Origin of the sequence: Methylophaga sp. OBS4, assembly GCF_026319305.1 — a bacterium.
In the GTDB taxonomy this organism is placed as follows: Bacteria; Pseudomonadota; Gammaproteobacteria; order Nitrosococcales; family Methylophagaceae; genus Methylophaga.
Map to the genome: position 1 here is coordinate 45,090 of NZ_JAPDMV010000001.1, position 25,953 is coordinate 71,042.

A 25,953-nucleotide genomic window follows, 5' to 3' on the forward strand; every position below is an offset into this window, starting at 1 on the left:
GTGAACCATTAGAATACGGTTACGGGTTTCACGGATGAGCAAATCATCCCATAAAATCGGGAGTTTTTTCCCAATCCAAACAAGCGTATAGCTGAGAATGCCGATATATCGATTATCTCTGGAGCGGTTTTTCACTGAACACGGCACCCCTCTCTCCCGATAAGCTCCTTGTTCAAGCCGCCTGTATGCAATCAGCTTATGTTCCTGTAAAAGTGCAGTTTTACGATAAAGGCCCCTGCGCTTGTCGCGATTTGATGGGATATGTCATTTATCAGTCGATATGCGGCGGTGCTTGTCGGAAATAAGCTGTTAATTGCCGATACACATCAGGACAATACTGCTGCAAAACGGCAGGTGCGGTAAAAAAGTATTCGCAGATCACGGCAAAAAATTCAGCGGGGTCGGTGGCAGCATAGATATCGATATAAGCAGTCTGCTGCTGCGCTATACGGTTGTGCAAAGCGGTCCAGGCGAGACTCAAGGCATCGGTCCATTGTGACAACGGCATATCGGGGTGTAGGGGTGGCATACCGTTGGCGCGTCCTGATTGCATGTCCAGTTTATGGGCAAACTCGTGCAAAACCACATGATGGCCGGGATGCAATTGATAACTGTCACGCTGTACATCCTGCCAGGAGAGGATCAACGGCCCTTGTGACCATGACTCACCACTGAGCCCGTGTGCTTCAGCATGGACGACACCGCTGGCATCGGTCACATTTCTTCTGACCAGAAACGGGCCGGGATAAACAATGACTTCAACCCAGCCGTCAAATGAATCCAGCCCCAGATAGAGAATTTCGATACAGGCCTGGGCGGCGATAGTGATTTTCATCTCCAGCGTGATATTGAGTCCGTGCGTGCCACTGAACGACTTTTTATGGAGAAACAAGGTAGTGAGCAGGCGCAAGCGGGCACGTTCACGAACTGTTCTGGCCTGGATCAGGGGTAACTGTTTTGTGACTTGATGCCAGCTATGAAACGGGATGGCATGTCGTCGCAGTGTTCTTTGGGTCAGATAGCGTTGCAAACGATTCATATTTATACAGATGATAACAAAACAATCAGATAACCAAGTTTAAGAATAGCAAACCGATAACGGCTATCGGGCAATATTGATTGGCTGCCTTGGTTCATCTGACCGCTGGTTTTTTAGGCAGATATACATGATTTGAGTGGAGTCCCGATTCAATATGCTGACCAGTAGTGGTTTTTGTAGGCGATAGCCTTGCCCGTTTGGACTCATAAAATTCAGCTTATAGCGGGCGGTGACAATCAGTTGACCATTATCACGGCCGCCATCGGCAAAGAGGTACGGAATAAATGCGGTTGCTGCTAACCTGATATATTTAAAGTTATGGTATCTTCGCCATCATTACTGCTGGTGCAATTGTTGTTGATTGGGTATAGAGCAGACGATCAGAATAAGAACAAGGATTGAAAGTTATGAATAATGAATTCATGCATCCTGAGCGTATTGCCTATTTCACAATGGAGATCGCGTTGCGATCCGATATTCCCACCTACAGTGGTGGTCTGGGCATACTGGCCGGTGACACCGTACGCTCGTGTGCCGATCTTGAGCTGCCGCTGGTTACAGTGAGTCTCGTCAGCCGCGCCGGTTACTTTCGGCAGTATCTTAACGATAGCGGCCGTCAGAGTGAAGCGCCTGACTTCTGGGACCCGGCAACCTCGGCACGGCCGTTACAGGCTCGGGTTGCCGTACCGATTGAGGGCAGAAATGTCTGGGTGGGCGGTTGGCTTTATGTGCTGGAAGGTCATATGGGCGGGCGTCAGCCGGTGATTTTGCTTGATACCGATTTGCCGGAGAATACCCCGGCGGACCGTGAGCTTACTCATTATCTTTATGGCGGTGACGAAACTTACCGGCTCAAGCAGGAGATCGTGCTAGGTATCGGTGGCGCGCGCATGCTTCATGCTCTCGGTTTCCGGGTGCGTCAGTTTCATCTGAATGAAGGCCATGCTGCCTTGTTGTGTCTGGAATTGCTGAACCGTCACGCATATCCCAGCCAAGATTTGCAGTTCGGCGACACCCCATACGATATTCCGCGCGTTCGTGAATTGTGTAACTTCACCACCCACACTCCTGTAGAGGCCGGTCATGACAAGTATTCCTATGACTTGGTTCAGCGGATACTGGATGATTTTGTGGATCTGGTAACGCTGAAACGGCTGGCTGGTGCAGATGAGCTTAATATGACTAGGCTGGCAATGAACAGCAGCGAGTATGTCAATGGCGTCGCAAAGCGTCATGCTGAGACATCACGTCGTCTGTTTCCTGGTTACCGTGTCAGAGCGGTAACCAATGGTGTGCATCCTTTTGGTTGGACACATCCGGCGTTTGCCAAGCTCTATGATGCTCAACTGCCGGGCTGGTGCCATGAACCTGAGTTGCTGGTTCGTACCGACTGTTGCATTGCTGATGACGATATCTGGCAGGCACATTTAAAGGCCAAACTAGCACTGCTCGAGCAAGTGGAGACCCTGACTGGCGTGCAGCTCGATCCAGATATATGTACTCTCGGATTTGCCCGACGCATGACGGCCTATAAACGCCCGGAGCTGTTATTCAGCGATATCAAACGTCTCAAGACCATTGCGAAGAAGCGGCCTTTTCAAATCATCATGGCTGGCAAGGCACATCCGCGTGACCAGGAAGGTAAGCGTGCCATTGAAGTGATCCATGCGCATATCCGTGAACTGGCAGGAGATGTCCCCGTGGTTTTTCTGCCTGATTACAATATGGCGCTGGCCGCTGCCATGGTCGCAGGTGTCGATGTCTGGCTTAACACGCCCTTGCCGCCATGGGAAGCGTCTGGTACCAGCGGGATGAAAGCCGCGTTTAACGGTGTGCCCAACCTGAGTGTGTTGGATGGCTGGTGGTCCGAGGGCTGTATTGAGGGCGTGACTGGCTGGGCCATCGGCAATGGCGAACCGCGAGAGGATGATGCAGACTCTTTCTATCACAAGCTTGAGAAGGTGGTGTTACCGCTTTTTTATGACAATCGCAGCGGCTGGATCGCCGTTATGAAAAGCGCGATTGCCAAAAACGCTTCCTTTTTCAACAGCCACCGGATGATGCGCCGCTATGCCAGCGATGCATACGTACGTTAAGCTTGATGGCAGGTATCTGATACTTACTGGGTTGGCGGAGACTGGGATATGAGAATCACTTTCCTGGGGGGGACCGAAACCGTGACCGGCTCCAAGTTTTTAGTGGAGAGCGGGGAGACAAAAATCCTGGTCGATTGCGGTTTGTTTCAGGGTTACAAATGGCTGCGTGAACGCAACTGGCAACCGTTGCCACTGGATATCGACAAGCTGGACGCTATCGTATTAACGCACGCCCATCTGGATCATTCCGGCTATATTCCCGTGATGTACCAACATGGCTATCGCCACCCCGTTTTTACTCATTCGGCGAGCAAAGATCTGTGCAGTATTTTATTGCCGGACAGCGGCCATATTCAGGAGCAGGACGCTGAATTTTATGCACGACATAAACTGAGCAAACACGCAAAACCGGAGCCATTGTATGACCGCGCTACTGCCGAACGTTCAATGGAGCTGTTTAAGACCGTCGAGTTTGGAGAAACATTTTCAATAGGTGATCTCACGTTGTACTTGCAGGGAGCGGGACATATTCTGGGAGCAGGCAGTCTTATTATTGAGGTTGAGGGCAAACGCATCGGGTTCTCAGGTGATGTCGGCAGGTCGAATGATATATTGATGAAGCCGCCTGAGCCGCTACCCGAGCTCGATTTATTATTGATGGAATCGACCTATGGTGATCGTCGCCATTCAGATATCGACCCATTTGATCAGCTTACCGCAGTAGTTAATGAAACGGCTCAAAATGGCGGCATATTGTTGATACCGAGTTTTGCGGTGGGTCGTGCTCAGGCCTTGCAACATTTGTTGGCAGTGTTGAAAGCTTCAGGTCGTATCCCCGCCTTACCGGTTTACCTGGACAGCCCTATGGCTATCAGCGTGGCCGATATCTACTGTCATTATGCGCGTTATCACCGGCTGAGTTCTGCACAGTGTCACGATATGTGCGAAATAGCGACCTATACACGCAGCGTGGAGGAATCCAAGGCACTGGCTGATTTGCAGTATCCCCATATCATTATTGCAGGCAGTGGTATGGCGACAGGTGGTCGTATTCTGCATCATTTCAAACGACTGCTGCGCAACCATCGCACCACGGTATTGTTCACCGGATTTCAGGCGGGCGGTACCCGCGGCGCCAAAATGCTTGCCGGTGCCGAAACGGTCAAGATTCACGGTGACTGGATTCCTGTCAAAGCCAGGATTGAAGTTATTCACGGCTTATCGGGCCATGCCGACTATGTCGAAATGCAAGATTGGTTGCGTCGGTCAAAACTGAAAAAAAATACCGCCATCAAACTGGTCCATGGTGAACCCGATGCGCTGGAAGCCATGCGGGACCATCTGCGGCAAACAACAGCTTATGATGTTGAAATAGCTGATTACCGGAGTATTCTGAGATTATAGGCGCTGGAGAAGGCGTAATAAAAAGGCGTATTTCATCAGCTGTCTAGCCAGCAAACAAAATACGCCTTTTTGAGTGTGATGGCGGAGGGTCAGGGATTCGAACCCTGGGTGGGCGTTAACCCACGCCGGTTTTCAAGACCGGTACATTCAACCGCTCTGTCAACCCTCCAAGACGCGAAATAATACAGATAATGCCCCTGTAACACAACCGTCAAAATAAACTTTATCGAATCAATCACCAGCGCTATTGCCATTTAGAACTTATAGAGTAGGATGTTGTCAGTTCAATAGACATTAATCATCAACATAACAGTAATGGAGACACTCTGATGAATTACGATGCTCAATCGACCGTTGTACGTTCACAACAGTCAGTTATTCAGACCAACAAGTTGCTGCGTAACACATATAGCTTGCTGGCGATGACGCTGGTATTCAGTGCTATGACAGCGGGACTGTCGATGGCGTTTAATCTGCCACATCCGGGCATAATCATTACCCTGGTAGGTTATTTTGGTCTGTTGTTCCTGACCGCGAAACTGCGTAACAGTGCCTGGGGCTTGGTATCTGTATTCGCATTAACCGGTTTTATGGGATTGACGTTAGGGCCCGTTGTTAACGCCTATCTGGGACTGCCGAATGGTCATGAAATCGTGATGCAGGCCTTGGGTGGCACCGGTATCATTTTCTTTGGCTTGTCAGCTTACGCGGTGAAAAGTCAGAAAGATTTCAGCTTTATGGGCGGTTTCCTGTTTGTCGGTATTCTGGTTGCGTTCCTGGCCGGAATGGCTGCCATTTTCTTTGAAATGCCGGGCCTGTCTTTAGCTGTATCAGCGATGTTTGTTTTGCTGATGGCAGGTTTGATCCTGTTTGAAACCAGCCAGATCGTCAACGGCGGCGAAACCAACTACATCATGGCGACTGTGACTTTGTATGTCAGTATCTACAATCTGTTTATGAGCCTGCTGCATTTGTTGGGCGCATTTTCCGGTGATGACTGATTGAACTGAGTCAAGTTCATTTTTAATTAAATAAGCCCTGCAATAGCGGGGCTTGTTTATATGGGGCGTGCACAATGAACAAGAACCTGGGCAATGTCGATCGTCTTTTACGGATTGCAGTGGGGACAGCTATAATAGTAGCTACCCTGTATTATCAGAGTTGGTGGGTGTTATTGGGCCTGGCGCTGCTGATAAACGGTCTGACCGGTCGTTGTGGTGCATACGCCTTGTTTGGGTTTTCAACAGCGAATAAAAGCTGTGATGTTCCCGAACATAAAGATTCGGTCTGAATTATAGAGAGACAGATGGCTGACAAAACAAAAACACAATTGATTGATCGCTTCGAGCGGAAGGTGACATACGTGCGTATGTCCATCACCGATCGTTGTGATTTTCGTTGTGTTTACTGCATGGATGAAGAAATGACCTTTCTGCCGCGTCAGCAATTGTTGACCCTGGAGGAAATTGTCTTTCTGTTGCGTGCGTTTTGCGAGTTGGGTGTGGAAAAGGTGCGTATTACCGGGGGCGAGCCTTTGGTAAGACGTAATGTTGACTGGTTGTTTGAGCAGATCGGCCAACTGAAACGGGATACAGCACTGAAAGAATTGACGCTGACCACCAATGGTTCACAACTGCCCAAACATGCACAATCGTTAGTTGCTGCCGGCGTGGATCGTATCAATATCAGCCTCGATTCGCTGCAGCCTGATCGGTTTAAAGCGCTGACTCGAACCGGTGAACTCGATACGGTGCTGGCGGGTATCGACGCGGCAAAACAGGCTGGTTTTAAACGGATCAAACTTAATGCGGTGATTATGAAAGGCCGCAATGATGATGAAATTACCGATTTGGCTAAATTTGCCATCGACAATGAGATGGATATTTCCTATATCGAAGAAATGCCATTGGGCCATGTCGATCACGAGCGCGGTGAGAGTTACTGTTCCAGTGATGAAGTGTTGAGAACATTGCGGCAACACTTTGATTTGCAACCGAGTATTACTACTACTGGCGGTCCTTCTCGTTATTATCAGATGGCAGGTACTGATAGCCGTATCGGTTTTATTTCACCACACAGCCATAATTTTTGTTCAAGCTGTAACCGGGTTCGTGTTACCACTGAAGGACGTTTGTTACTGTGCCTGGGACAAGAGCACTCAATGGATCTGCGTGATATTATCCGTCGTCATCCCGGCGACAGCGACAAGCTGAAACAGGCTATCATCAAGTCTATGGATATCAAACCGAAAGGCCATGAGTTTGATATTCAGGCGCAACCGATTATTTTCAGGCATATGAATGTTACAGGTGGCTAATTACCGTCCCCAAATGACCGATGCCGGCATACATAGCCTGCATACCACCCAGGTAGTGGATGAAAATGGTCAATTCCGCGAGATGTCGCTGACCGGCGAGCGACCGTTAACCGTTTATCTGGACAGCCATGAAATTGTCACGTTGATGACTTTGGGCTCACAGCCAGAATTGTTGACTTTGGGCTATTTGCGTAATCAGGGGCTGGTAGATCGTCTGGAAGATATCGAGTCGATTCAGGTCGATTGGGATGTGGAAGCGGTGGCTGTCACTACCCACCGCCAGAAAGACAATATCAAAGAACTGACTTCAAGACGTACCGTAACCAGCGGCTGCGGTCAGGGCACCATGTTTGGCCATGTTATAGATTCATTGTCACAACTCAAACTCGATTGTCCGGTTTTCAGCGCGGAATCAATTTATGCGGTCTTAAAAGCGCTGACCGAATACAACGAAATCTACAAACAGGCCGGGGCAGTACATGGCTGTGCCCTGTGCAACGGCGATAAAATCGAGATTTTTGTCGAGGATGTCGGTCGCCACAATGCGGTTGACGCGATATCCGGCTGGATGTGGCTGAACGGCATAGCAGGCCATGACAAGGTGTTTTATACCACTGGCCGCCTGACCTCGGAAATGGTAATCAAAGTAGCGCAGATGCAAGTGCCTTTATTGTTGTCCCGCTCCGGGGTGACCGAGATGGGCCTGAAGCTGGCCCAACAAATGGGTATCGGCATGGTTGCCCGTGCCAAAGGCCGGCACTTTCTGGTTTATAACGGGTTGGAACAGTTTCAGCATTAAATGTTGTAGATGGCCAAACTTCTTTGACCATCAACCGATACCGACAGGATTACAACCTTGCCCGCCTTAATCTGAGTGCATTAGAGATAACCGAGACCGAACTTAAACTCATTGCCGCGGCAGCAATCATCGGTGACAGCAATAAGCCGAAGAAAGGATATAAAATCCCGGCTGCCACCGGCACCCCTAAAGAGTTATAAATAAAGGCGAAAAACAGGTTTTGCCTGATATTGACCATGGTGGCCCGACTTAGCCTTAACGCCTGATTAATCCCGCGTAAATCACCTTTAACCAGCGTGATGCCGGCACTTTCCATTGCGACATCGGTTCCACTACCCATCGCGATACCAATGGTGGCCTGGGCCAGTGCAGGGGCATCATTTATACCGTCACCGGCCATTGCGACAATTTTGCCCGCTGCCTGCAGATCTTTGACAACCTGGCTTTTTTGCTGAGGCAAGACATCAGCCTGAACTTGATCAATACCCAGTTTGTCGGCCACGGCTTTAGCCGTCACATGATTATCACCGGTCAGCATAACTATCGTGATACCTTCCTTGTGCAGGGCTTTGATGGCTTCTTCGGTGGTGGATTTTATCGGATCGGCTACGCCAATAAGGCCGGCAGCTTTGCCATCTACTGCAACCAGCATCACAGTCTGACCTTCAGATCGTAATTGCCGGGCCCGATCCTCCAATTGCTGCACGTCGATGCCCAGAGTCTGCATTAAGCTACTGTTGCCCAAGGCAACTTGCTGAGTGTCGATCTTGCCACTGATGCCCTGACCGGTATGGGATTTGAAGTCAGTGATTTTTGAGAGCTTTATCTGCTCAGATTTAGCGCCTTCTACTATCGCCGCTGCCAGCGGGTGTTCACTACCTTGTTCCAGGCTGGCAGCCAGTTGTAATAAGGTCGTTTCAGACAGCTTGTTCACGACTTCAACGCTGACCAGCTTGGGTTTACCCTCGGTGAGTGTGCCGGTTTTATCCACGACTAAGGTGTTGATTCGTTCCATGGCTTCCAAAGCTTCAGCGTTTTTAATCAACACGCCGGAAGACGCACCGCGCCCGGTGCCGACCATGATCGACATAGGGGTGGCTAAACCCAAGGCACAGGGGCAAGCGATAATTAACACAGCCACTGCATTGATAATGGCATGCGCCAGTTTCGGTTCGGGCCCCCAGAAAAACCAGACAATCAGTGTGATGATCGCTATCAACACTACAGCAGGCACAAAATAAGCCGCCACTTTATCCACCAGTTTCTGAATAGGCGCGCGGGAGCGCTGGGCTTCAGCCACCATGGTGACAATCTGGGATAACAGGGTTTCCTTGCCAACCCGTTCGGCGCGCATCAGTAAAGTGCCGGTAGCGTTAACGGTGGCGCCGATCAATTTGTCATTGGCTGTTTTTGACACCGGTATCGGTTCGCCGGTGACCATGGATTCATCGACTGTACTCTCACCTTCAACTACCACGCCATCCACCGGGATTTTCTCGCCGGGACGAATACGCAGTTTATCGCCGACTTGTACTTGTTCCAGCGGAATATCTTGCTCATGCCCCTCATCTGTGACAATACGGGCCGTTTTAGGGGCCAGCCCCAGCAACAGTTTGATAGCGGCATTGGTCTGGCTGCGTGCTCTTAGTTCTAAAACCTGACCCAGTAATACCAAAACGGTAATCACCGCCGCGGCCTCAAAATACACGGCAACGGTTCCGTCTGCATGGCGCATGCTGTCAGGAAACACGCCGGGAAGGAGCAGGGCTATCACACTGTATAGCCAGGCGACACCGACCCCCAGACCTATCAGCGTGAACATATTCAGGTTCATTGTTTTTACTGATAGAACGGCGCGGACAAAAAACGGCCAGCCTGCCCATAGGACAACCGGGGTAGCAAGTAAAAACTCAAACCACTGAACCTGGTGCAGGTTGATTGTTTCTGGCAACCACTGTGGAGCCAGATCCATGACCATCGCTATCACAAATACCGGCAAAGCCAATACCGCCCCGATCCAGAAACGGCGTGACATATCTTTCAGTTCGGCATTATCTTCTTCCGCTTCAACGGTGCGTGCTTCCAAAGTCATGCCGCAGATAGGGCAGTTGCCGGGATGGTCCTGTACCACTTGCGGGTGCATGGGGCAGGTATATTCAGTCTTGCCGGCGGCATGCAAGGGCGATTCGGGTTCCAAAGCCATGCCACACTTGGGGCAGGACCCCGGGCCTTTCTGCCGGACACCTTCACACATCGGACAGATATAATCACTGTCCTTGTCGGCTGATATCTCGTGAGCATGAGAGTGAGAATGAGGTGCATGGCCATGGCCGCCGCAGCAGGATTTTTCCCTTTTGTTATCATGCAGATAATAAGCCGGATTCGCTTTGAAATTGTTCATGCAATGCTGTGAGCAGAACACGTAATCCTGATTGTTATGTCTGGCGTGATAGAGTGCGGTTTCCGCGTCTACCTGCATACCGCACACCGGATCTGTGGCCATATGGGATACTCCCGTTGCTTAGGCTGTAAATGGTTTAATGAGTGTGATCATGCTTATGTTCGGGCTCGGCTGCAACCGCTTCTTTATCGTGATTGTGTTGTTGTTGATCTGTCTCATGATCTGAATGGTTATGATTGTGATGGGCCGAATCGGCTTCGACATCAGGCAGCGACATCACGCCGATACCATGACGGTAAACGACTTCGGCACCAAGGTAAGCGGTAATCAGCAACATGATTGCTGCGACAGCTGAAAATGAAAGAAACCGCCAACCCGGTTTTTGTTGTTTCCGAACCAGCATGATCGCAGCAATACCCAAGACAATAAACAAAGCCGCGGTCGGCAAGGCCCAGTTGCGATGTAATGACATGGCGGTATGGGAAGTACTGTCATGGTCGACGGTGTTAAAGGCAATAATGCCGGCCAAAACCGTGGCTACCGTAAACAGACAACCGGACCACAAACTCCAGTTGGCCATCTGAAGCCACTGCTGCCGCCAGGGATGTTGCTCAGCAAGCAAATTGCGGGCTAAATAAAACAACACGGCGGTGAACAACAGCCCGACGGTAAAGTGCACCAGAATAGGGTGCCAGTTGGGAATAATTTCAATCATGATTCTTCCTTAGTTCTTTTATTTGCAATACCAAAGCATAAACAACCGGTAACACGAGCAAACTCAGTATGGTGACACTGATCATACCGCCGACCATCGGCGCCGCTATGCGTTGCATGACATCGGAACCGGTACCGCCGCCCCACATAATCGGCAACAGACCTGCGGTAATCGCCGTGGCGGTCATCACTACCGGCCTGACCCGTTCTGAAGTGCCAGCCAATGCCGCCTGCATGATTTCCTGTTTGCTGAGCCTTTGCTCAGTATCGGTTTTTTGTTGGCGGAAATGGGCGATTTTCTGATCAATAAAGGTCAAAACCAGCACCCCTATTTCAGCGGCAACGCCCGCCAAAGCAATAAAACCAACGGCAACGGCGACGGATAGATTGAAACCGAGCAGATAAACTAGCCACACACCGCCTGCGCAGGCAAACGGAATCGACAACATCACTACCAGCGGTGCGCTGATATTGCGGAAGTTCATATACAACAGTAAGAAAATCAACAGTAAAGTGACCGGAATCACAATACGCAGTCGCTGCGCAGCACGTTGCAGATATTCAAACTGACCTGACCATGACAAGGTATAACCGGCGGGTAACGAGATCTGTTCATCAACAAGTTGTTTGGCATGGTTGACATAACCGCCGATGTCGTCGGTCCTGATATCCACATACACCCAGGCATTGGGGCGGGAATCTTCTGTTTTTATCACCGGTGCACCGCGGCGTAATTTCAATTCGGCCACCTGGGTTAATGGAATTTGGGCGCCGGTTGGGGTGGCGATCAAAATCCGTTGCAATTCATTCAGGTTGTCACGCAAATCGCGCGGATAACGTAGGTTAACAGGATAACGTTCCAGTCCTTCGACAGTGTGTGTGATATTCATGCCACCGATTGCGGTCTGAATCACATCCTGCACATCGGCAATATGCAGTCCGTAACGAGCGAGTTGTTCGCGATTGATATCAATATCAACGTAATAACCGCCTGCTGCTTTGTCGCCGAAGGCTGACAAGGTATCCGGTAATTGCTTCATAAGCCGTTCCACTTCTCCTGCCAGTCGCTCCAGTTCATTGATGTCGGGTCCGCTGATTTTGATGCCGACCGGTGTTTTAATACCGGTCGACAGCATATCGATACGGGTTTTGATCGGCATGGTCCAACTGTTATTCAGGCCCGGAAACTGAATTGCTTTATCCATTTCGTTCATCAGCTCACGTGTGCTTTTATCGGGATTGGGCCATTGGCGACGATCTTTGAGCTTCACCGTAGTTTCAAACATCGACAGGGGGGCTGGATCGGTCGCTGTTTCAGCGCGACCGGCTTTACCGAACACCTGATCGACTTCTGGAAAAGTACGCAGAATTTTATCGGTCTGTTGTAATAATTCGCGTGCTTTGCTGATCGACAGCCCCGGGTTAGTGATCGGCATATATAAAATATCACCTTCATCCAGCGGCGGCATAAATTCGCTGCCCAGTTTGGTAAACGGTGTAATGGTGACAGCCAAGATCGCGATGGCCAGCAGCAATGTAAGCCAGCGCCAGCGGATGGCCAGTCGTAGTATCGGGGTATGAACAAAATGCAAGAGCCGGTTGATCGGGTTCTTGCTTTCGGCGAGGATTTTGCCGCGAATAAAAAGCCCCATCAGCACCGGTATTAAAGTAATGGCCAATAGCGCCGCCGCCGCCATCGAATAGGTTTTGGTAAATGCCAATGGACCGAACAAGCGGCCTTCCTGGGCCTGTAAGGTAAATACCGGCAGGAAAGACACGGTAATAATCATCAGCGAGAAAAACAGGGCCGGGCCGACTTCCATGGCAGCATGACTGATGTTCAGCCAGCGTTCGGGTTCGGTCAATGGCTGTTTCTTTTCCCTGGTTGCGGCTTCCAGATGTTTATGGGCATTTTCTATCATGACAATCGCACCATCGACCATCGCCCCGATTGCAATAGCAATGCCGCCCAGCGACATGATGTTGGCGTTGATTCCTTGCCATTTCATGATCATAAAGGCGAGCAGAATGCCTATCGGCAAGGTGATGATTGCGACAAATGCAGAGCGGGCATGTAACAGGAAAATGATGCAGATCAGACTTACAATCAGTGATTCTTCAATCAGTTTCTCTTTCAGGTTATCCACCGCCCGGTGAATCAGTGTGCTGCGGTCATACACCGGCACAATCTCAACCCCGGCGGGCAGACCTTTTTCCAGTTCGCGTAATTTGCTTTTGACATTGTCGATGGTGGTCAACGCATTTTCGCCGTAACGCATGACGATGACGCCACCGGCGACTTCACCTTCCCCATTTAATTCGGCCAGGCCCCGGCGCAACTCCGGGCCAAGCTGAACCTGGGCGATATCTTCAAGCCGAATCGGTGTGCCGTCTTCCGTCACGCTGATGGCAATGGAACGGATATCCTCCAGTGACTGGATATAACCCAAACCGCGCACCATATATTCGGTTTCGGCCATTTCTATCAGCTTGCCGCCAACATCCATATTGGAGCGCTGAATTGCCTGTTTTACCTTGGACAATGGAATGTTGTAGTTGAGCAGGGCATTAGGATCGACTTCTACCTGATACTGTTTAACAAATCCGCCGATAGCGGCGACTTCTGCGACACCATCCACGGTCTGTAAAGGATAGCGAAAATACCAGTCCTGAATCGAACGCAGTTGTGACAGATCATGGCGACCTGTTTTATCAATCAAGGCATATTCATAAACCCAACCGACCCCGGTGGCATCCGGCCCCAGTGTGGGCGTGACTTCCTTGGGCAGTCGGCCGCTGACATAGTTAAGGTATTCCAAAACCCGTGATCGCGCCCAGTACATATCGGTACCGTCTTCGAAAATAATATAAACAAAGGACAAGCCGAACAGGGAATAACCCCGTACCGATTTGGTTTTAGGCACTGCCAGCATCGCCGTGGTCAGTGGGTAAGTGACTTGATCTTCCACTACCTGCGGTGCCTGACCGGGATATTCGGTCAATACAATAACCTGAATATCGGATAAATCCGGTATTGCATCCAGCGCGATATTTTTGACGGCCCAGACACCTCCGATTATCAGTAATATCGTGGTGAGTAAAACCAGGAATTTTTCCCGTATTGAAGCTGCAATAATCTGTTTAATCATCTTATCACTGCTCCTTGCCAGGTTGTTGTTCTTTCATATCCATCGCTGGCTGGGTATCCGGCATGGTCATGGCGTCGTCAATATCCGCCTTTTCAGCTTGCATCGCTTCCAGCATCTTGGCGGTGGATTCGCGCAGTTTGGATTCGGAGTCGATCAGGAACTGGCTAGAGGTGACGACTTGTTCACCTGCCTTAACGCCTTCCAGGACCTGTGTCATGCCATCAGCCGCCAGCCCGGTTTGTACCGGTCTCGGCTCATATTTTCCCGGCCCGCGTACCACGAACACCTGCTCTTGTTCTCCGGAGCGGATAATCGCTTCTGATGGCACCGTCACCGCATCCATTTGTTGCTGTGTTTTGATGGTCACATTGGCAAGGGTATCGGGTTTCAGCAGCAAATCAGGGTTATCAAATACCAGTCTGACCTTGATAGTACGGGTTTTGGATTCGGCATAAGGGTAGATATAGGATAAAAATCCTTTAAAAACTTTACCGGGAAAGGCGGTGAGGCGCATCTCCACCGGATCATTTACCTGCACCCAGGGCAGATCAGATTCGTAAACCTGGGCAATCACCCAGACTTTGCTTAAATCAGCCAGCATGAAGAGTTCGGTTTGGGGGGTAACATATTGACCTTCACGGGCACCGATATGAATAACCGTGCCATTGAAAGGCGAATGAATATGCAGATCCTTTTGAATATTGCCGGTTTGTTCCAAATCACGAATCTGATGTTCAGGCACATCAAGCAGCTCCAGTCTTTCACGAGCTGAACTCGCCATTTGCTCAGCACTGAGACGAATGTCCTTAAACGGACTTTCTTTCAGGGTCTCAGCGCTTTTCAGTGCCAAAAGGTATTCCTGGCTACTGGTCACCAATTGCGGGGAATAAATACTCAGTAGCATGGTGTTTTTCTTCACTGTCATACCGGTTTTGTCGACAAATAGTTTCTGGATCCAGCCTTCCGTTTTTGGATGCAGGCGAGTGATACGTTCTTCGTTATAGCTCACCTTGCCGACGGTACGAATATTGTGCGACAAAGCTTGAACTTTGGCTTCAGCGGTACGGACGCCGATATTTTGTACAGTGACCGGATCGATTCTGACGGTGCCGATCGCTTCGTTTGGCGGTATCGAATCATCGTCGGCATAAACCGGAATATAATCCATGCCCATATCATCTTTCATCGGTACCGCTGAGGTGATGTCCGGGTTCATCGGGTGACGGTAAAACAATATTTTCGGCTTTTTTGTCGTTTGTTTTTGTTTATCGTCGGCATAAACCGGAATGTAATTCATGCCCATATCATCTTTCATCGGTACCGCTGAGGTGATGTCCGGATTCATCGGGTTGCGATAGAACAGGGGGTTAGCTTCTTCAGCAGGCATCTGATCCCGATCCGTCATGGGCGTGGACATGTGCTGGTTGTACCAAAACAACGCCCCCGCGCCGGTAGCAATACCGATAAGCAGAAACAGCAAGGCAGTGATAATTTTATTCATGGAGATCGTCCTCACCAACACTGGCAGTCAATTTGGCGAGCGTCGTTTTCGCTTCGCTGATCACCTGCCAGAGCGTGGTTTCGTAGTTATAGAGGGTAATTTGGGCGCGAACCAGGTTGAGAAAGTCGACCTTGTTCACCTGATAACCTGCCAGCATTGAGGCCACGGTTTGACGGGCCTGCGGGATAATGCCGGTTTGCAGTAATGCCTGCTGCTTTCTGGCCTGCTGATAGGCGGTTATTGATGTGCTGATGTCCGACTGCACTGACGTCCATTCATCCTGCAACGCAAACTGTTGTCGTTTCACTTCGCTGTTACGCTGGGATATCGCCATTTTCTGCTTGCGCTCGGCAAACAAAGGCACACTGACACCGAGTTGCAATGACAGAAAATCACTGCGGGATGAGCGATCAATATCATGGCCCCGACGCAGACCGTAGCCGGCAGACAGTTTGAAGTCCGGTAACAGATCTTTTTCAGCGAGTTGTTTGCGTGTTTGTGCGGCATCAACCAGCCGCCGTTGCTGTTCGAGAACGGGGCGGTTTTCTTTGGCCAGTTCAAAGATTTGGTGCCTGGGTTTCAATGCCGGCAGTGCCAGTTCGTTTTGTTCCTGCCGAGGTAATTCAATATGCGTGTCAGTGGGGCGGTTCAGCAAGGCATTAAGACGGGCAGCTTCCTGCTCACGCATGCTGAGCAGTTGAATATCACGGTCGATTAGCTTCGATAATTCCAGCTGAGCCAGTAACACGTCCTGCTGTAAACCCTGGCCGACGCGGTATTTTACCTGGGCGATTTCAACAAATTGCCTGAGCAGGGTTTTATTCAGATCGACGATACCAATGGCTTTATCGAGATAGAAAAGCCGCCACCATAATGTTTTCACATCACGCAGCAGATGCTGACGAAATTCGGCTGTATCTTGAACAGCCGCATCAGCAAGCAGGCTGGCAGTTTTTTCCTGTAATGCCAGTTTGCCGGGATAAGGCAATTGCTGACTGATACCGAGCTGCCACTGGGTCATCGGTTCCTGACCGATATCGAAACTGTCTACCGGCATATTAGCCAGACCAAAACTGATAACGGGATCGGGCAGGGTGCCGGCCTGTGAAGGAACAGCTGCCATTGCCTCCGCCCGGGCCTGCATTTCAGCCAGCCCGGGATTATCCTGTTCAACCAGTCTTAACGCCTGTTCAAGACTCAGCGATTTTGTGGTGATTGACTGTTGTTCAGTCTGTTCGGTTTGTTCCGGCAGGGCCAGGTCCAATTCGTCTGCAAAAGAGGGCGTTACCACTATAAATAGCAGAGACAGGCATAAAGCTTTAGTTAATAAATGATGTAAGTTACACATGATCTTTTACCCTGAAATAAGGATAAATACAGCGTGATAAGCACGCAGCGACTCAGCTTTCAGTCGGGCAGATAAAGCATGGGCTTTATCGACACCATTAAAAAAGCAGGATCAGATCAGGCGGATATAGGGGGTCTGAATAACAGGGAGATTACTTGCAGGGGATGTTTATCAGCCACTGTCAGGGGGGCAAGATACAGGCTCCGGACAACAGACAACTGATAAGTTTGGGTGGCTATGGCAGTGCTGGTGAAACAGCCGCTGTGAGAAGCGTTGCACTTATGCGTATCATCGCAATGACCGCATTTCTTGTTGTCTTGCTGGTGATGGCAGGCGTTCATATCCATCTCGGCCATCATCGCTGCATTGTCGGCTTCAGCGGGCATATCAGGCATGGCATTGGCCATCAGCGGTGATAATGACAACACCATCGCCAGATAAATCAACATCAAATTTTTAGCCAGTTTAGCCAAACTTGATTACCTTATTGTGCTCGCTGTTGTTTGAACTCTGCTTCGATGATTTCCAGCGTCGGCGGAATCGCATCACAACTTGTCACATCGCCTGTGCATTTGATGCATTCAAAAGCTTTCCAGCCGGTGGCGATATATTTTTCTTTATTCGGGCTATCCAGACGGTTAGCAATGCCTATTGTAGCCTTAGCTCGGGTAGAAATATAGCCAAATTCCGACTGACAGGCTTTCAACTGAGAAAGATCGTTATTAACATCATATTTTTCATGGATTTCCTGACCAGCCTGATGAAGATAATGTAACTCTGAATAGAGTTTTTGCAGCGTATCATCACTATGACGATAGACATTACCCGCCTGGGCGGCGAATGAGATAAAAAGCAATGAAATGATAAGGCTGAATTTCAATGAACTGCTCCCTGTTAATAACTTGGATATAGGCACATCATAATCGAATAAGTTCTGTGCGGGCTATAAATGGTTTTCACGGTCCTGCATGGGAAGTCCTATGATTAACCTAGGGTGTCCCAGACAGCCCGTCATTTCAACCACGAGGTGACAAACCGCAGTGGGATGCAATCCAGTCCCACTGTGATAACCAGTAGATACTCTGTTTCGACTCCTGGGGCTTTTGCTTTTTACGTAGTTGCATAGGCTTAGTTATAAGGGCCCCAAATTATCGGCAGCATTGTGCTAGATACTTATTAATTAGTTGATGTTCACTTTCTTTCCAGTCTGCTTTTTAGGATCATGATTTTTCAACAATAACGAAGCTCTGTTTGTATGGTAAGCCTTTGGTTTACATGATCATCCTGTTCTATACCCTTTGGGCTGGCAAGGGTAATATAGGACTTGGGATAAGGTAAAGGAGAGTGTTATGAAACTGGATGCAATAAAGTTCGGTCTGGCATGGGCGGCTACCTTTGCGATTGGCTGGGTAATATGTAGTTTGTTAGTCATCGCCTTACCTGGCAGCATGATGCAAATGTCAGGACATATGCTGCATAGCGACTTATCAGGTATGCAATGGCATATCGGGCCACTTGTGTTGTTTTATGGCCTGATTGGCTGGACTATCGTTGCCGGGGTAACAGGCTGGTTGGTAGCGTTAATCTATAACAAACTGCTATAACGTTCTGCTAAATACTATGAACGGCCGGCAACTGCTGGAGGCGTATCTTTTTGCCAGCTGATTTGCTCATAGAGACCGATTCAGTAATAACCGTAATTGGCTGCGGACAGTATTTCTTAATTCCAACCCTAAAATCACTATGATATAGAAATAAAAAAAGGGCTTGACCGCCAGGACCACGACGGTGAACAGAATGACAACCGGTTTCTCGTGAAACCAGCGGCAGGAATCAATAGGGTCATTGATTTCAACATTCTACGGAACAGTTTTCCGAAATAAACAGTAGATAAAACTTTGCTCATTACCTGTTGGAGTCTGGTGCAACTCGCGCTCATGGCCGAGCAGAAGAAACGAGTCACCAACTTCTGCATGTAGTTCTTCAACGCTATAGCGCATAACGGGAAGACCGCTGCATGTGGTCGGGCCGTCTTCTGCAAAGGTCGCGATGATGATGAGCCCGCCTTGTTTGACCGAACGAAGCATGGTTCTGATATAGGTGTGCCGGTCCTCCGGACTGGTGAGAAAATGGAAGACAGCCCTGTCATGCCAGAGATCGTATGCCCGATCAGGAAGCTCGGTATCCAGGATATTGGCCTCCAGCCACTGCACTTCGGATTGTCGATCGCCCAGTCTGGTTCTGGCAGAGGATAACGCTTCTCTGGCGATATCAAGCACCGTGATGTTTTGATAACCATCAGCCAGCAGCTCGTCAACGAGTATTGAGGCGCCACCGCCCACATCAATAATTGAGGCTGTTGCTGGCGTGTTGGCTTTTCGGATTAACTTCAGCGAATGTTCCGCATGCTGCTGAAACCAACTGACCTTGTTTGTGGCCTTTGTTGAATAGATTTTTTCCCAATGTTTTTTCGTGTGCATAGAACTCCGGATAACTTTCAGGCAGACTGTTTTATTTGTCTATTACTTTCAAATTGCAGTTAACAGCATGTCTGGGAAACCAGGGGGGTAACAAATCAAGCTGGGTGGCCTCTTGAGCTCTGTTATTCATCAGTTGATTCTTTGCCATGATGTTTACCATGTCCGTGACCGAAAATATGCATCAACGGACAAGCCAGCAGGATTAAATAGGGCAAGAACAGCGCAAAGTGATAAAAATGCTCGGTCAGTAACCAGTAACTGATCGCTGCCAAAACAACAGTCAGGACAACGCCGCGCCATGACAAAAACCAGGCAACAAAACCTTTAGGTACGGTTTGATGATGTGGATGCATGTCATTATTCCTTATCAGTGAAAATCATGTTGGCTGACCCTTGAGCCTTGAGCCTTGAGCCTTGAGCCTTGAGCTTAGCGTTAACCCATACCAGCAGCTTAAAGCTGCTTTATCGTTATACGGCAGAGGGCACGGCAGGGGTATCTTTTTGCCAGCTGATATGTTCATAGAGCCCGGTCCAGTAATAACCGAAACTGGCTGCAAACAGCATTTCTTCAATTGGAATACCGAATACAAACAGCTCGCTTAACACTGCCAGATTCCATACCCGTTCGATATAGCCGGGCGCCAGCCACTCCAGTCCGACGATAAATACAGTGTAATAAGCCAGGAATAAAGCGCTGCCTATCAGACTTTTCAGAGCCAGATCCCGCCGGCATAAACTGTTGGCGATGCCGCCCGCCACCATGGCGATAATAGCCGTGTAAATAATATTCCAGGGAGCCATTACGGCTAAAATCGGGAACACGATAAACGGTATGCTGATGGCCAGCAGATGATAACGATGTACAGCATGATGCCGTTCCCAAGGTGACACGGGATATAAGTTACGTCCTGACACTATATTGTAAAAAACGGCACCGACACCCCCGATTCCAAAGCAGAAAATCAGGCTTTCGAGATCAAAGCCGGTCTTGATGGCGAGATTAAAGAGGCTGGGTGGTGACCAGTATTCGGGGACAAACAACGGCTCGGTCAAACCAAACAGCATGGTGATAAGGCTCATTCTGAACATGACAGCCCGGTAACGGGGAAACCACCCATACAATATCAGCCAAGGTATTAAAAATGCGGTTGCCCAAAATAACCAGATATATTGTTCGTCCATTTTTTGCCTCGTGGCGTTCAGTGTTACGTGGAGGTAATTGTGTTGCAGCAGATTGCCTTGTGATAAGTAGCTATACAGAGATGGTTACAGTCTCTGAAAATCATAAGCCGCCGCCTCCTCTGAAGAAGCATCTGGAGCTAAACTCGAACGGGCTAACACTCAGCTCAGTGGAGGAACGATATCAGCGTCCACCGGGGCTGCTTGTTCAGCACAGAGCCTTGCATATACCTGCTCAACCAGACTGCCTACCAAATCCATTTCTTCTTTAAGCATATCCATGCATTTTTGTGACTCCGATAAGAATACCTCTAGTTCTTGTTTTTTTTCCGCCAAATACTGATCGTCTTTTTGTTCGTCGCCGGTTAGTAAGAATCCTTGATGAGCGCAGAAGTCACGATGATTCTTGATGATTCTGAGCTGCTTGATTAAAGGTTCATTTTTGGTAAAAGCCTTGTATTGATCGATAAGCCGCCCTAATGCAGCATCATCAATACTTTTTAACTGAACTTCATAAGGCAGTATGTCCCACAGTCGAAATTTAATTATCGCTTGGCATCGGTAGAGGCAAAACTTAAGGCTTTCCTCTACGAACTGATAATTAATCATGCATTTGGCCAAAGTGTCTGTGTATTTTGCGAGGTGTCGAGACATAGCTTTACTCCCTGGACGCTGAACACTAACTTAATAAGATCTTCTACCGCATAATTCCATATTTTATTTTCTGGGTGTGAGAAACTATGAAAAATATTATTTATTCTGGCTCGTTATTCGGTGCAAAAGTGAATAAAGAGATAACTTATTTTTCTCAATCCGTTAACGGGATGCTTTAAGTCAACGTATAACAGGCCGTGTGATTTGTCTATTGTTTAACGTGGTCAGCATCCATGGAGTATGCGGGAGAGCAGGGAAGTTAATCTGCCGATATTAAAAATGGAAACGTGTGCTTAATAGATAAATCAGGCCGTTATCATGATCGATATCGTTAACTATCCCACCTTCTAACACCCATTTTTGATGTATCCACTGCAGGCCGGTGGTGAGCTGGTTGGTGGTTTCATTGCCCTCAAGCCAGCGGCCATTGAGTTCGATAACGCCATAGAGTTCCGGCACGAGCCCCCAGTCCGGGCGATCAACCGGAGAAAGTCGATATTGCCAGGATAGATCGTAACGACCACTGTCGGGTCTTTCGTCCAGACCCGCCTGATATAAAGCATCGATATCGATTTCATAACGGCCTTTAAAGTGGGTATAGACAAAGCCGGCCTGGGCAGCGGCATCACGATCATGTTCCGTTGGCATGATGGCGCCACCCAGTAGGCCCAACCGTGAGGTCGATGAGGCTTTATCGTCCTGCCATACAATATGCCGGTACAGCACGGAAAAATCACCTTGGCGGTCCTGGCCTGCGGGCGATAGCCGGTAAGGCATGCCCAGCAGCAAAGTTTGATGGCCGGTGAAGCCGTATGCTGCATTTGTGGTCATGATATTAATATCGGTTTCTTTTTCATGCTCGTAAGAGAAACGAACCACGGTACCGCCTTTATCAACAGGCAGGGCGACGAACGAGCGCAGTCCCATAGCGGTGGCGGCGGGCATGATTGCCAAGCCTGACAGAAGCAGCAGACAAGCCTTAATTTTGTTCGTCTTCATCGCTCAGTATCTCGATATGAACAGGGGTAAACCCGGTGTCGAGAATTGTCTGCCGGATAGTGTCGATGCTGGGCTGATTTTCATCCGTTTTAAGCCGGATTTTATTCGATTTAAGGCTGATTTCGACGCTGGAAACAGCATCCATGTTTTTAAATTTTTTCTCCAGACTGTCGACACAAAAGGCGCAGGTCATGCCGTGTACCTCTATTTCTATTGTTCTGGCCATGGTTGTTTGCAGCAGCAGTGCGCCGGCCAGCAGCGTTGTCATTATTAAGGTTTTCATTATCCACCTCCCCAGGAGACTGTCCGAGAACAAACTAACCTACTGCGAACAAGGCCTTTTGCCCACACCCCGATAATTTTTGTTGAAGAGAGTCCGCTATTTGCCAAAAATGATCGAAAACTGAACTCAAAATTCCTTGCCCTCGCTATGGTCGCTGTTCTCGGGACAGGCTTCTAGCCGAATAATTGTCGTAAAGGCAGCAAGATAACGCTGAAGAAAAAGCCGACTGACCAAATAGAAACGCTGATCCAGAATATGCCTTTGTTCCAGCGTTGGGCTTGTACGCAGTAGTCTGCCAGCGCAGGCTCGCTCGGGCAGCTTTGGCCGGGACGCCAGATAAACCAGGCCAGTAGTCCCAACAGTAAAGCTGCGAGCGTTAAAGTCCAGTATTTATGTTCTGACAAAAATATCAGGAAAGGCCAGTCGTATCTTAACCCGGCAACAAATGCGCCAGAACCGAGTGTGACCAAAAGAATTGGCAAAGTGCAGCACAACAGCGTCGTGCTGCTGGTCAATAATGTCAGCCAACGTAAATAGGGTTTGGTACTCCAGTGAAGTTTAATCACAGTGGCAACCTCCCTCATTGATATTCATCTGAACCGGCGGGCAGGGGGCCGAACCATAAGAGCAGAATACGCAGCAATCGCCATGTTTCGGTTTCAGTACACAGTGGCAGTGAACGCATTCATAAAACCACTGGCAGGCATCGCTCGGCATCAGGCAGGTTTGCTGCTGGCCGCATTCGGGACAGGTTAATTCTGAATACAGGATGATGTCTTTCATAAGGGTACCTCTAAAAATTAGAATTTTTTCGTGAGGGCAAGGCGGCACTGCGCGGAGAACCGCAGTATACAAATGAGTACATGAGGATTCGAGTACAGCGACAACGCCGCCATCGCGGACCAATTCGCAGGAGCAAATTGGAACAGCCCCAGCTGGCCTCGAAGAGGCGTAGGGCAGGATGCCCGGAGTAAAAAGGCTGTTTTTAGAGGTGCCTATAACTTTTTCTTCCTCATTCGGTCTATTGTTAGTATGAAACCCGTAGTAACTACAGGATCAAGTGTTTCGATGAAAAATATCTTTACTACCGGACAGCTGGCAAAACAGGCAGACTGCAACGTTGAAACCGTGCGTTTTTATGAACAAAAAGGGCTGATGCCGGAACCGTCGCGAACGGCAGGCGGCCATCGGGTTTATAATTTATCGCACGTTAAACGGCTTCACTTTATCCGCCGCAGCCGTGAGCTGGGATTCAATATCGAGCAGGTTCGTGAGTTGTTGAAATTTATTGACGAGCCGGATCATAACTGCGGTGAAGTCAACGTCATGGCTACCACGCAAATCAGTACGATTGAAAAGAAAATTACTGACTTGCAGCGATTGCAGCGGGCATTAAGCGACATGGCTGATCGATGTCAGGGGAGCGGCTATTCAATCAATGATTGTCCGATTATTGATGCGCTTTATGTCGATAAATAAAGAAAGCAAGACTTTGGTCTGGCTCCCATGCTTATTCACATGGATGTGATGGCCGCTACCGCTATCCTGCTAACGCAGCATTTGGGCATCCTGCCCATCATATGCCGATAACGCAGGAGCAGTTTGCGTGGGAGTCTGTCAGGGTGAGGTTTCCACGGAAGGCGATGGGAACCAGTCCAAACCTGTCCGATAACAAGTCTCAGTGGAGGCGGGAGCAGATAAAATGATCAAGTTCGATTTGGGTGAGAGTTCCTTAGGTTGTGTATTGGTCGCCTGCAGTGAAAAAGGGGTATGTGCCATTTCGCTGGGCGATGATCCTGATATTTTGGTGGCGTGGTTATTGAAAAAATATCCACATGCTGAAAGAAACAGCGAAGATACCAATTTACAGCAACAACTTAGTCTGGTTTTAAACTACGTAGAAGATCCGACACGGCCGTTGAATATAGTGCTGGATCTCCAGGGAACGGCGTTTCAGAAACGAGTCTGGCAGGCTTTACAGGCTGTGCCAAATGGCGCGACCAGCAGTTACAGTGATATTGCCGAAGCGATCGGTTCACCGCATGCGGTAAGAGCCGTCGCCGGTGCCTGTGCCGCGAATCCACTGGCTTTAGCGATACCTTGTCATCGTGTTGTCAGCAAAGACGGTAGTTTGTCCGGTTACCGCTGGGGAGTTGACCGCAAAAAAATATTGCTGGATAGAGAAGCGTTTCGCTAAGTCTTTGATTGCGGTTTGGCCAGAAAAACTTTGCGAAATTGTCAAGCACTGAATGGATGGGGCTGGTTAAAAAATGACCAATGGCTAAAGCTTGTCACAAAAGAGTCACTTAGCGATTTACCAGAAAGTTATCCACATGCTTTTCCACAGTTATTGTGGGTAACGTGGATAAAGTTTTTTATTTATTTTGTGCCTGTTTTTACGATGCTCAGCTTGATAGGAGTCTGGCAGAATTAGACAAACCAGTCAGAAGTCGGGCCTTTGTCTGAATTATCAGATTGATAGACGTTTGCCAGTCGATTCGATGGCTCGGCTTTCTTGTATTTTGAGTGTTGTGTAACAGACACAGTGTAATCGTTGGCTTCTTCCCCATGCCAGTTATCGCTATAGTTCAAACCAAGCTCAGCCCGTAAGTAACCTATATCGGTCAATGTGGTATTGAGTCTGTCGTAAGCCAGGCGGTGCATATCTTTAAGCAAGACTTCTTCGGCGTCCGCTTTAAGTGATGGGTTAGCACAGGTAGCAATAGCAGATTTGATTTGTTCCTGTGAAGAAGTCGCAGGGATACCTAGTCTTGAGTATAGATTACGCATGGGACACCAGATGATCATAAGCTTGTTTAATACGCGCAAATGTTATTGTTGCCGCTGCAACAGATTCATTGCCTAACGAAGTAAACCGGTCCGGATGATGAACCTGCGCCAGCCAATGGTAGGCGTGTTTTATTTCTTCTTTGGACGCACCATCAGGTAGGCCGAGGATGGCATAGGCCTGTATGGTTTCCGGAGCTTGTTGTGAAGCGGGCTGCTGCTCTTTGGCCGTATGCTGAGCCTTTGCTTTTTGCTTGCCTGCTGAATGCTGCTTAGCATGCCAGTAGCTGGCCATGCTGGGATCGCTGGGTTCAGGCATCGTTCTGCCGGTGACTTTAATAAAAAGCGTATTTAAGCTGTTACGGGAAATGCCCAGTAGATCGGCCAGGAAACGCAGGATGTAATTTTCAGTCGCGAATAAATGACCATCCGCCAATGCCATACCGATTGCCATTTCGAGAAACAGGTCGGCTTTTTCTCCCTGAAAGTGGTGTTGTATGATTTTACATGCAAGCCGGATTGCATCCCGGTTTTTATTTTTTGCCCACGCCAGGAATACACTGACATCATGATCGCGTTTGGAGGCTACCGAGATTTCAACGATTTTTCTTTTCTCGGCATCATTGATGGAACCGGTACTCGCTGCAATCCAGGTGAGAATCAGCAATACGCAGCTTCCTAGCTGATTATCGCTCTGCAATAAGAAACGTTCGAATTCAGACAACTCCGAAGCTTGCATTTGGGATCCTCCCTGCAACTTTTCGGTATGCATAAATTATGTATGAAATATTAAATCTGTTTTC

Annotated in this window: 27 protein-coding genes and 1 tRNA gene; 9 read left to right on the top strand and 19 right to left on the bottom strand. The window is 48.9% G+C overall.

Annotated features, from left to right (window positions below; translation table 11 throughout):
* Positions 1–271 precede the first annotated feature (271 nt).
* The gene (locus OMP95_RS00240) at positions 272–1,039 is read right to left on the bottom strand and encodes a zinc-dependent peptidase (RefSeq protein ID WP_266324669.1); all 768 of its coding nucleotides are present in this window, start codon (positions 1,037–1,039) and stop codon (positions 272–274) included.
* Between the two features lie 407 nt (positions 1,040–1,446).
* On the opposite strand from OMP95_RS00240, the gene glgP reads away from it, so the two are divergent.
* Entirely contained in the window at positions 1,447–3,135 is a 1,689-nt protein-coding gene (gene glgP / locus OMP95_RS00245) for an alpha-glucan family phosphorylase (protein ID WP_266324671.1), read from the top strand.
* A 48-nt stretch (positions 3,136–3,183) separates the two neighbouring features.
* Positions 3,184–4,539 (top strand): MBL fold metallo-hydrolase RNA specificity domain-containing protein, encoded by a 1,356-nt coding sequence (locus OMP95_RS00250; protein ID WP_266324673.1) that lies wholly within the window; start codon positions 3,184–3,186, stop codon positions 4,537–4,539.
* A 79-nt stretch (positions 4,540–4,618) separates the two neighbouring features.
* Here OMP95_RS00250 and OMP95_RS00255 read toward each other — a convergent pair.
* A tRNA-Ser gene (locus OMP95_RS00255) sits at positions 4,619–4,708 on the bottom strand.
* 160 nt (positions 4,709–4,868) lie between these two features.
* On the opposite strand from OMP95_RS00255, the gene OMP95_RS00260 reads away from it, so the two are divergent.
* From OMP95_RS00260 to OMP95_RS00275, 4 genes are all read left to right on the top strand, one after another.
* The gene (locus OMP95_RS00260) at positions 4,869–5,540 is read left to right on the top strand and encodes a Bax inhibitor-1/YccA family protein (protein WP_266324675.1); all 672 of its coding nucleotides are present in this window, start codon (positions 4,869–4,871) and stop codon (positions 5,538–5,540) included.
* A 74-nt stretch (positions 5,541–5,614) separates the two neighbouring features.
* Positions 5,615–5,830, top strand: a complete 216-nt coding sequence (locus OMP95_RS00265) for a DUF2892 domain-containing protein (RefSeq protein ID WP_266324677.1) — start codon at positions 5,615–5,617, stop codon at positions 5,828–5,830.
* Positions 5,831–5,845: 15 nt separating this feature from the next.
* The gene (gene moaA / locus OMP95_RS00270) at positions 5,846–6,856 is read left to right on the top strand and encodes a GTP 3',8-cyclase MoaA (RefSeq protein ID WP_266324679.1); all 1,011 of its coding nucleotides are present in this window, start codon (positions 5,846–5,848) and stop codon (positions 6,854–6,856) included.
* Entirely contained in the window at positions 6,840–7,655 is an 816-nt protein-coding gene (locus tag OMP95_RS00275; RefSeq protein WP_266324681.1) for a formate dehydrogenase accessory sulfurtransferase FdhD, read from the top strand. The genes moaA and OMP95_RS00275 overlap by 17 nt, the downstream gene beginning before the upstream one ends.
* A 49-nt stretch (positions 7,656–7,704) precedes the next feature.
* Here OMP95_RS00275 and OMP95_RS00280 read toward each other — a convergent pair whose 3' ends face one another.
* The 7 genes from OMP95_RS00280 to OMP95_RS00310 all read right to left on the bottom strand — a co-directional run bounded on the left by OMP95_RS00280 (position 7,705) and on the right by OMP95_RS00310 (position 17,648).
* Positions 7,705–10,158, bottom strand: a complete 2,454-nt coding sequence (locus OMP95_RS00280) for a heavy metal translocating P-type ATPase (protein ID WP_266324683.1) — start codon at positions 10,156–10,158, stop codon at positions 7,705–7,707.
* Between the two features lie 34 nt (positions 10,159–10,192).
* Positions 10,193–10,771, bottom strand: a complete 579-nt coding sequence (locus tag OMP95_RS00285) for a DUF2231 domain-containing protein (protein ID WP_266324685.1) — start codon at positions 10,769–10,771, stop codon at positions 10,193–10,195.
* On the bottom strand, positions 10,764–13,919 hold the full coding sequence (locus tag OMP95_RS00290) for an efflux RND transporter permease subunit (protein ID WP_266324687.1): 3,156 nt from the start codon (positions 13,917–13,919) through the stop codon (positions 10,764–10,766). The genes OMP95_RS00285 and OMP95_RS00290 overlap by 8 nt, the downstream gene beginning before the upstream one ends.
* Positions 13,920–13,923: 4 nt before the next feature.
* Complete coding sequence (locus OMP95_RS00295; protein WP_266324689.1) at positions 13,924–15,420, bottom strand: efflux RND transporter periplasmic adaptor subunit; 1,497 nt, start codon at positions 15,418–15,420, stop codon at positions 13,924–13,926.
* Positions 15,413–16,768: a TolC family protein gene (locus tag OMP95_RS00300; protein ID WP_266324691.1), complete on the bottom strand. Its 1,356-nt coding sequence runs from the start codon at positions 16,766–16,768 to the stop codon at positions 15,413–15,415. Before OMP95_RS00300 ends, OMP95_RS00295 begins: the two co-directional genes overlap by 8 nt.
* A gap of 116 nt (positions 16,769–16,884) precedes the next feature.
* Positions 16,885–17,241, bottom strand: a complete 357-nt coding sequence (locus OMP95_RS00305) for a hypothetical protein (protein WP_266324693.1) — start codon at positions 17,239–17,241, stop codon at positions 16,885–16,887.
* An 11-nt stretch (positions 17,242–17,252) separates the two neighbouring features.
* The gene (locus OMP95_RS00310) at positions 17,253–17,648 is read right to left on the bottom strand and encodes a hypothetical protein (RefSeq protein ID WP_266324695.1); all 396 of its coding nucleotides are present in this window, start codon (positions 17,646–17,648) and stop codon (positions 17,253–17,255) included.
* A gap of 469 nt (positions 17,649–18,117) precedes the next feature.
* Between OMP95_RS00310 and OMP95_RS00315 the strand changes: the two genes are divergently transcribed.
* Positions 18,118–18,372 (top strand): DUF5676 family membrane protein, encoded by a 255-nt coding sequence (locus OMP95_RS00315; RefSeq protein ID WP_266324697.1) that lies wholly within the window; start codon positions 18,118–18,120, stop codon positions 18,370–18,372.
* Positions 18,373–18,627: 255 nt separating this feature from the next.
* On the opposite strand, the gene OMP95_RS00320 is transcribed toward OMP95_RS00315, so the two are convergent.
* The 8 genes from OMP95_RS00320 to OMP95_RS12490 all read right to left on the bottom strand — a co-directional run bounded on the left by OMP95_RS00320 (position 18,628) and on the right by OMP95_RS12490 (position 23,146).
* The gene (locus OMP95_RS00320; protein ID WP_266324699.1) at positions 18,628–19,248 is read right to left on the bottom strand and encodes a class I SAM-dependent methyltransferase; all 621 of its coding nucleotides are present in this window, start codon (positions 19,246–19,248) and stop codon (positions 18,628–18,630) included.
* 122 nt (positions 19,249–19,370) lie between these two features.
* Positions 19,371–19,601 (bottom strand): DUF2933 domain-containing protein, encoded by a 231-nt coding sequence (locus OMP95_RS00325; protein ID WP_266324701.1) that lies wholly within the window; start codon positions 19,599–19,601, stop codon positions 19,371–19,373.
* Positions 19,602–19,716: 115 nt separating this feature from the next.
* Positions 19,717–20,430, bottom strand: a complete 714-nt coding sequence (locus tag OMP95_RS00330) for a lycopene cyclase domain-containing protein (protein WP_266324703.1) — start codon at positions 20,428–20,430, stop codon at positions 19,717–19,719.
* A gap of 159 nt (positions 20,431–20,589) precedes the next feature.
* A complete protein-coding gene (locus OMP95_RS00335; RefSeq protein ID WP_266324705.1) occupies positions 20,590–21,081 on the bottom strand; it encodes a hypothetical protein in 492 nt (163 codons plus the stop codon).
* A 273-nt stretch (positions 21,082–21,354) separates the two neighbouring features.
* Entirely contained in the window at positions 21,355–22,080 is a 726-nt protein-coding gene (locus tag OMP95_RS00340; RefSeq protein ID WP_266324706.1) for a hypothetical protein, read from the bottom strand.
* The gene (locus OMP95_RS00345) at positions 22,061–22,363 is read right to left on the bottom strand and encodes a heavy-metal-associated domain-containing protein (RefSeq protein WP_266324707.1); all 303 of its coding nucleotides are present in this window, start codon (positions 22,361–22,363) and stop codon (positions 22,061–22,063) included. The genes OMP95_RS00340 and OMP95_RS00345 overlap by 20 nt, the downstream gene beginning before the upstream one ends.
* 173 nt (positions 22,364–22,536) lie before the next feature.
* Positions 22,537–22,929: a hypothetical protein gene (locus tag OMP95_RS00350; protein ID WP_266324709.1), complete on the bottom strand. Its 393-nt coding sequence runs from the start codon at positions 22,927–22,929 to the stop codon at positions 22,537–22,539.
* Entirely contained in the window at positions 22,922–23,146 is a 225-nt protein-coding gene (locus OMP95_RS12490) for a GDCCVxC domain-containing (seleno)protein (RefSeq protein ID WP_323135095.1), read from the bottom strand. The genes OMP95_RS00350 and OMP95_RS12490 overlap by 8 nt, the downstream gene beginning before the upstream one ends.
* A 285-nt stretch (positions 23,147–23,431) precedes the next feature.
* On the opposite strand from OMP95_RS12490, the gene OMP95_RS00355 reads away from it, so the two are divergent.
* The gene (locus OMP95_RS00355) at positions 23,432–23,842 is read left to right on the top strand and encodes a MerR family transcriptional regulator (RefSeq protein WP_266324711.1); all 411 of its coding nucleotides are present in this window, start codon (positions 23,432–23,434) and stop codon (positions 23,840–23,842) included.
* A 223-nt stretch (positions 23,843–24,065) separates the two neighbouring features.
* On the top strand, positions 24,066–24,560 hold the full coding sequence (locus OMP95_RS00360; RefSeq protein WP_266324713.1) for a methylated-DNA--[protein]-cysteine S-methyltransferase: 495 nt from the start codon (positions 24,066–24,068) through the stop codon (positions 24,558–24,560).
* A gap of 233 nt (positions 24,561–24,793) precedes the next feature.
* On the opposite strand, the gene OMP95_RS00365 is transcribed toward OMP95_RS00360, so the two are convergent.
* Positions 24,794–25,153 (bottom strand): hypothetical protein, encoded by a 360-nt coding sequence (locus tag OMP95_RS00365; protein ID WP_266324715.1) that lies wholly within the window; start codon positions 25,151–25,153, stop codon positions 24,794–24,796.
* On the bottom strand, positions 25,146–25,889 hold the full coding sequence (locus OMP95_RS00370) for a DnaJ domain-containing protein (protein WP_266324717.1): 744 nt from the start codon (positions 25,887–25,889) through the stop codon (positions 25,146–25,148). The genes OMP95_RS00365 and OMP95_RS00370 overlap by 8 nt, the downstream gene beginning before the upstream one ends.
* Positions 25,890–25,953: the final 64 nt, after the last annotated feature.

Excerpts from the sequence above, each read along its gene's own strand:
- OMP95_RS00370 (WP_266324717.1), bottom strand. The coding sequence starts at position 25,889 with ATGCAAGCTTCGGAGTTGTCTGAATTCGAACGTTTCTTATTGCAGAGC.
- OMP95_RS00295 (WP_266324689.1), bottom strand. The coding sequence starts at position 15,420 with ATGAATAAAATTATCACTGCCTTGCTGTTTCTGCTTATCGGTATTGCT.
- OMP95_RS00355 (WP_266324711.1), top strand. The coding sequence starts at position 23,432 with ATGAAAAATATCTTTACTACCGGACAGCTGGCAAAACAGGCAGACTGC.
- OMP95_RS00260 (WP_266324675.1), top strand. The coding sequence starts at position 4,869 with ATGAATTACGATGCTCAATCGACCGTTGTACGTTCACAACAGTCAGTT.
- OMP95_RS00325 (WP_266324701.1), bottom strand. The coding sequence starts at position 19,601 with ATGCATCCACATCATCAAACCGTACCTAAAGGTTTTGTTGCCTGGTTT.
- OMP95_RS00360 (WP_266324713.1), top strand. The coding sequence starts at position 24,066 with ATGATCAAGTTCGATTTGGGTGAGAGTTCCTTAGGTTGTGTATTGGTC.
- OMP95_RS00285 (WP_266324685.1), bottom strand. The coding sequence starts at position 10,771 with ATGATTGAAATTATTCCCAACTGGCACCCTATTCTGGTGCACTTTACC.
- OMP95_RS00315 (WP_266324697.1), top strand. The coding sequence starts at position 18,118 with ATGAAACTGGATGCAATAAAGTTCGGTCTGGCATGGGCGGCTACCTTT.
- OMP95_RS00250 (WP_266324673.1), top strand. The coding sequence starts at position 3,184 with ATGAGAATCACTTTCCTGGGGGGGACCGAAACCGTGACCGGCTCCAAG.
- moaA (WP_266324679.1), top strand. The coding sequence starts at position 5,846 with ATGGCTGACAAAACAAAAACACAATTGATTGATCGCTTCGAGCGGAAG.
- glgP (WP_266324671.1), top strand. The coding sequence starts at position 1,447 with ATGAATAATGAATTCATGCATCCTGAGCGTATTGCCTATTTCACAATG.
- OMP95_RS00345 (WP_266324707.1), bottom strand. The coding sequence starts at position 22,363 with ATGAAAACCTTAATAATGACAACGCTGCTGGCCGGCGCACTGCTGCTG.
- OMP95_RS00335 (WP_266324705.1), bottom strand. The coding sequence starts at position 21,081 with ATGTCTCGACACCTCGCAAAATACACAGACACTTTGGCCAAATGCATG.
- OMP95_RS00265 (WP_266324677.1), top strand. The coding sequence starts at position 5,615 with ATGAACAAGAACCTGGGCAATGTCGATCGTCTTTTACGGATTGCAGTG.
- OMP95_RS00275 (WP_266324681.1), top strand. The coding sequence starts at position 6,840 with ATGTTACAGGTGGCTAATTACCGTCCCCAAATGACCGATGCCGGCATA.
- OMP95_RS00280 (WP_266324683.1), bottom strand. The coding sequence starts at position 10,158 with ATGGCCACAGATCCGGTGTGCGGTATGCAGGTAGACGCGGAAACCGCA.
- OMP95_RS00300 (WP_266324691.1), bottom strand. The coding sequence starts at position 16,768 with ATGTGTAACTTACATCATTTATTAACTAAAGCTTTATGCCTGTCTCTG.
- OMP95_RS00240 (WP_266324669.1), bottom strand. The coding sequence starts at position 1,039 with ATGAATCGTTTGCAACGCTATCTGACCCAAAGAACACTGCGACGACAT.
- OMP95_RS00365 (WP_266324715.1), bottom strand. The coding sequence starts at position 25,153 with ATGCGTAATCTATACTCAAGACTAGGTATCCCTGCGACTTCTTCACAG.
- OMP95_RS00290 (WP_266324687.1), bottom strand. The coding sequence starts at position 13,919 with ATGATTAAACAGATTATTGCAGCTTCAATACGGGAAAAATTCCTGGTT.
- OMP95_RS00330 (WP_266324703.1), bottom strand. The coding sequence starts at position 20,430 with ATGGACGAACAATATATCTGGTTATTTTGGGCAACCGCATTTTTAATA.
- OMP95_RS00340 (WP_266324706.1), bottom strand. The coding sequence starts at position 22,080 with ATGAAGACGAACAAAATTAAGGCTTGTCTGCTGCTTCTGTCAGGCTTG.
- OMP95_RS00320 (WP_266324699.1), bottom strand. The coding sequence starts at position 19,248 with ATGCACACGAAAAAACATTGGGAAAAAATCTATTCAACAAAGGCCACA.
- OMP95_RS12490 (WP_323135095.1), bottom strand. The coding sequence starts at position 23,146 with ATGAAAGACATCATCCTGTATTCAGAATTAACCTGTCCCGAATGCGGC.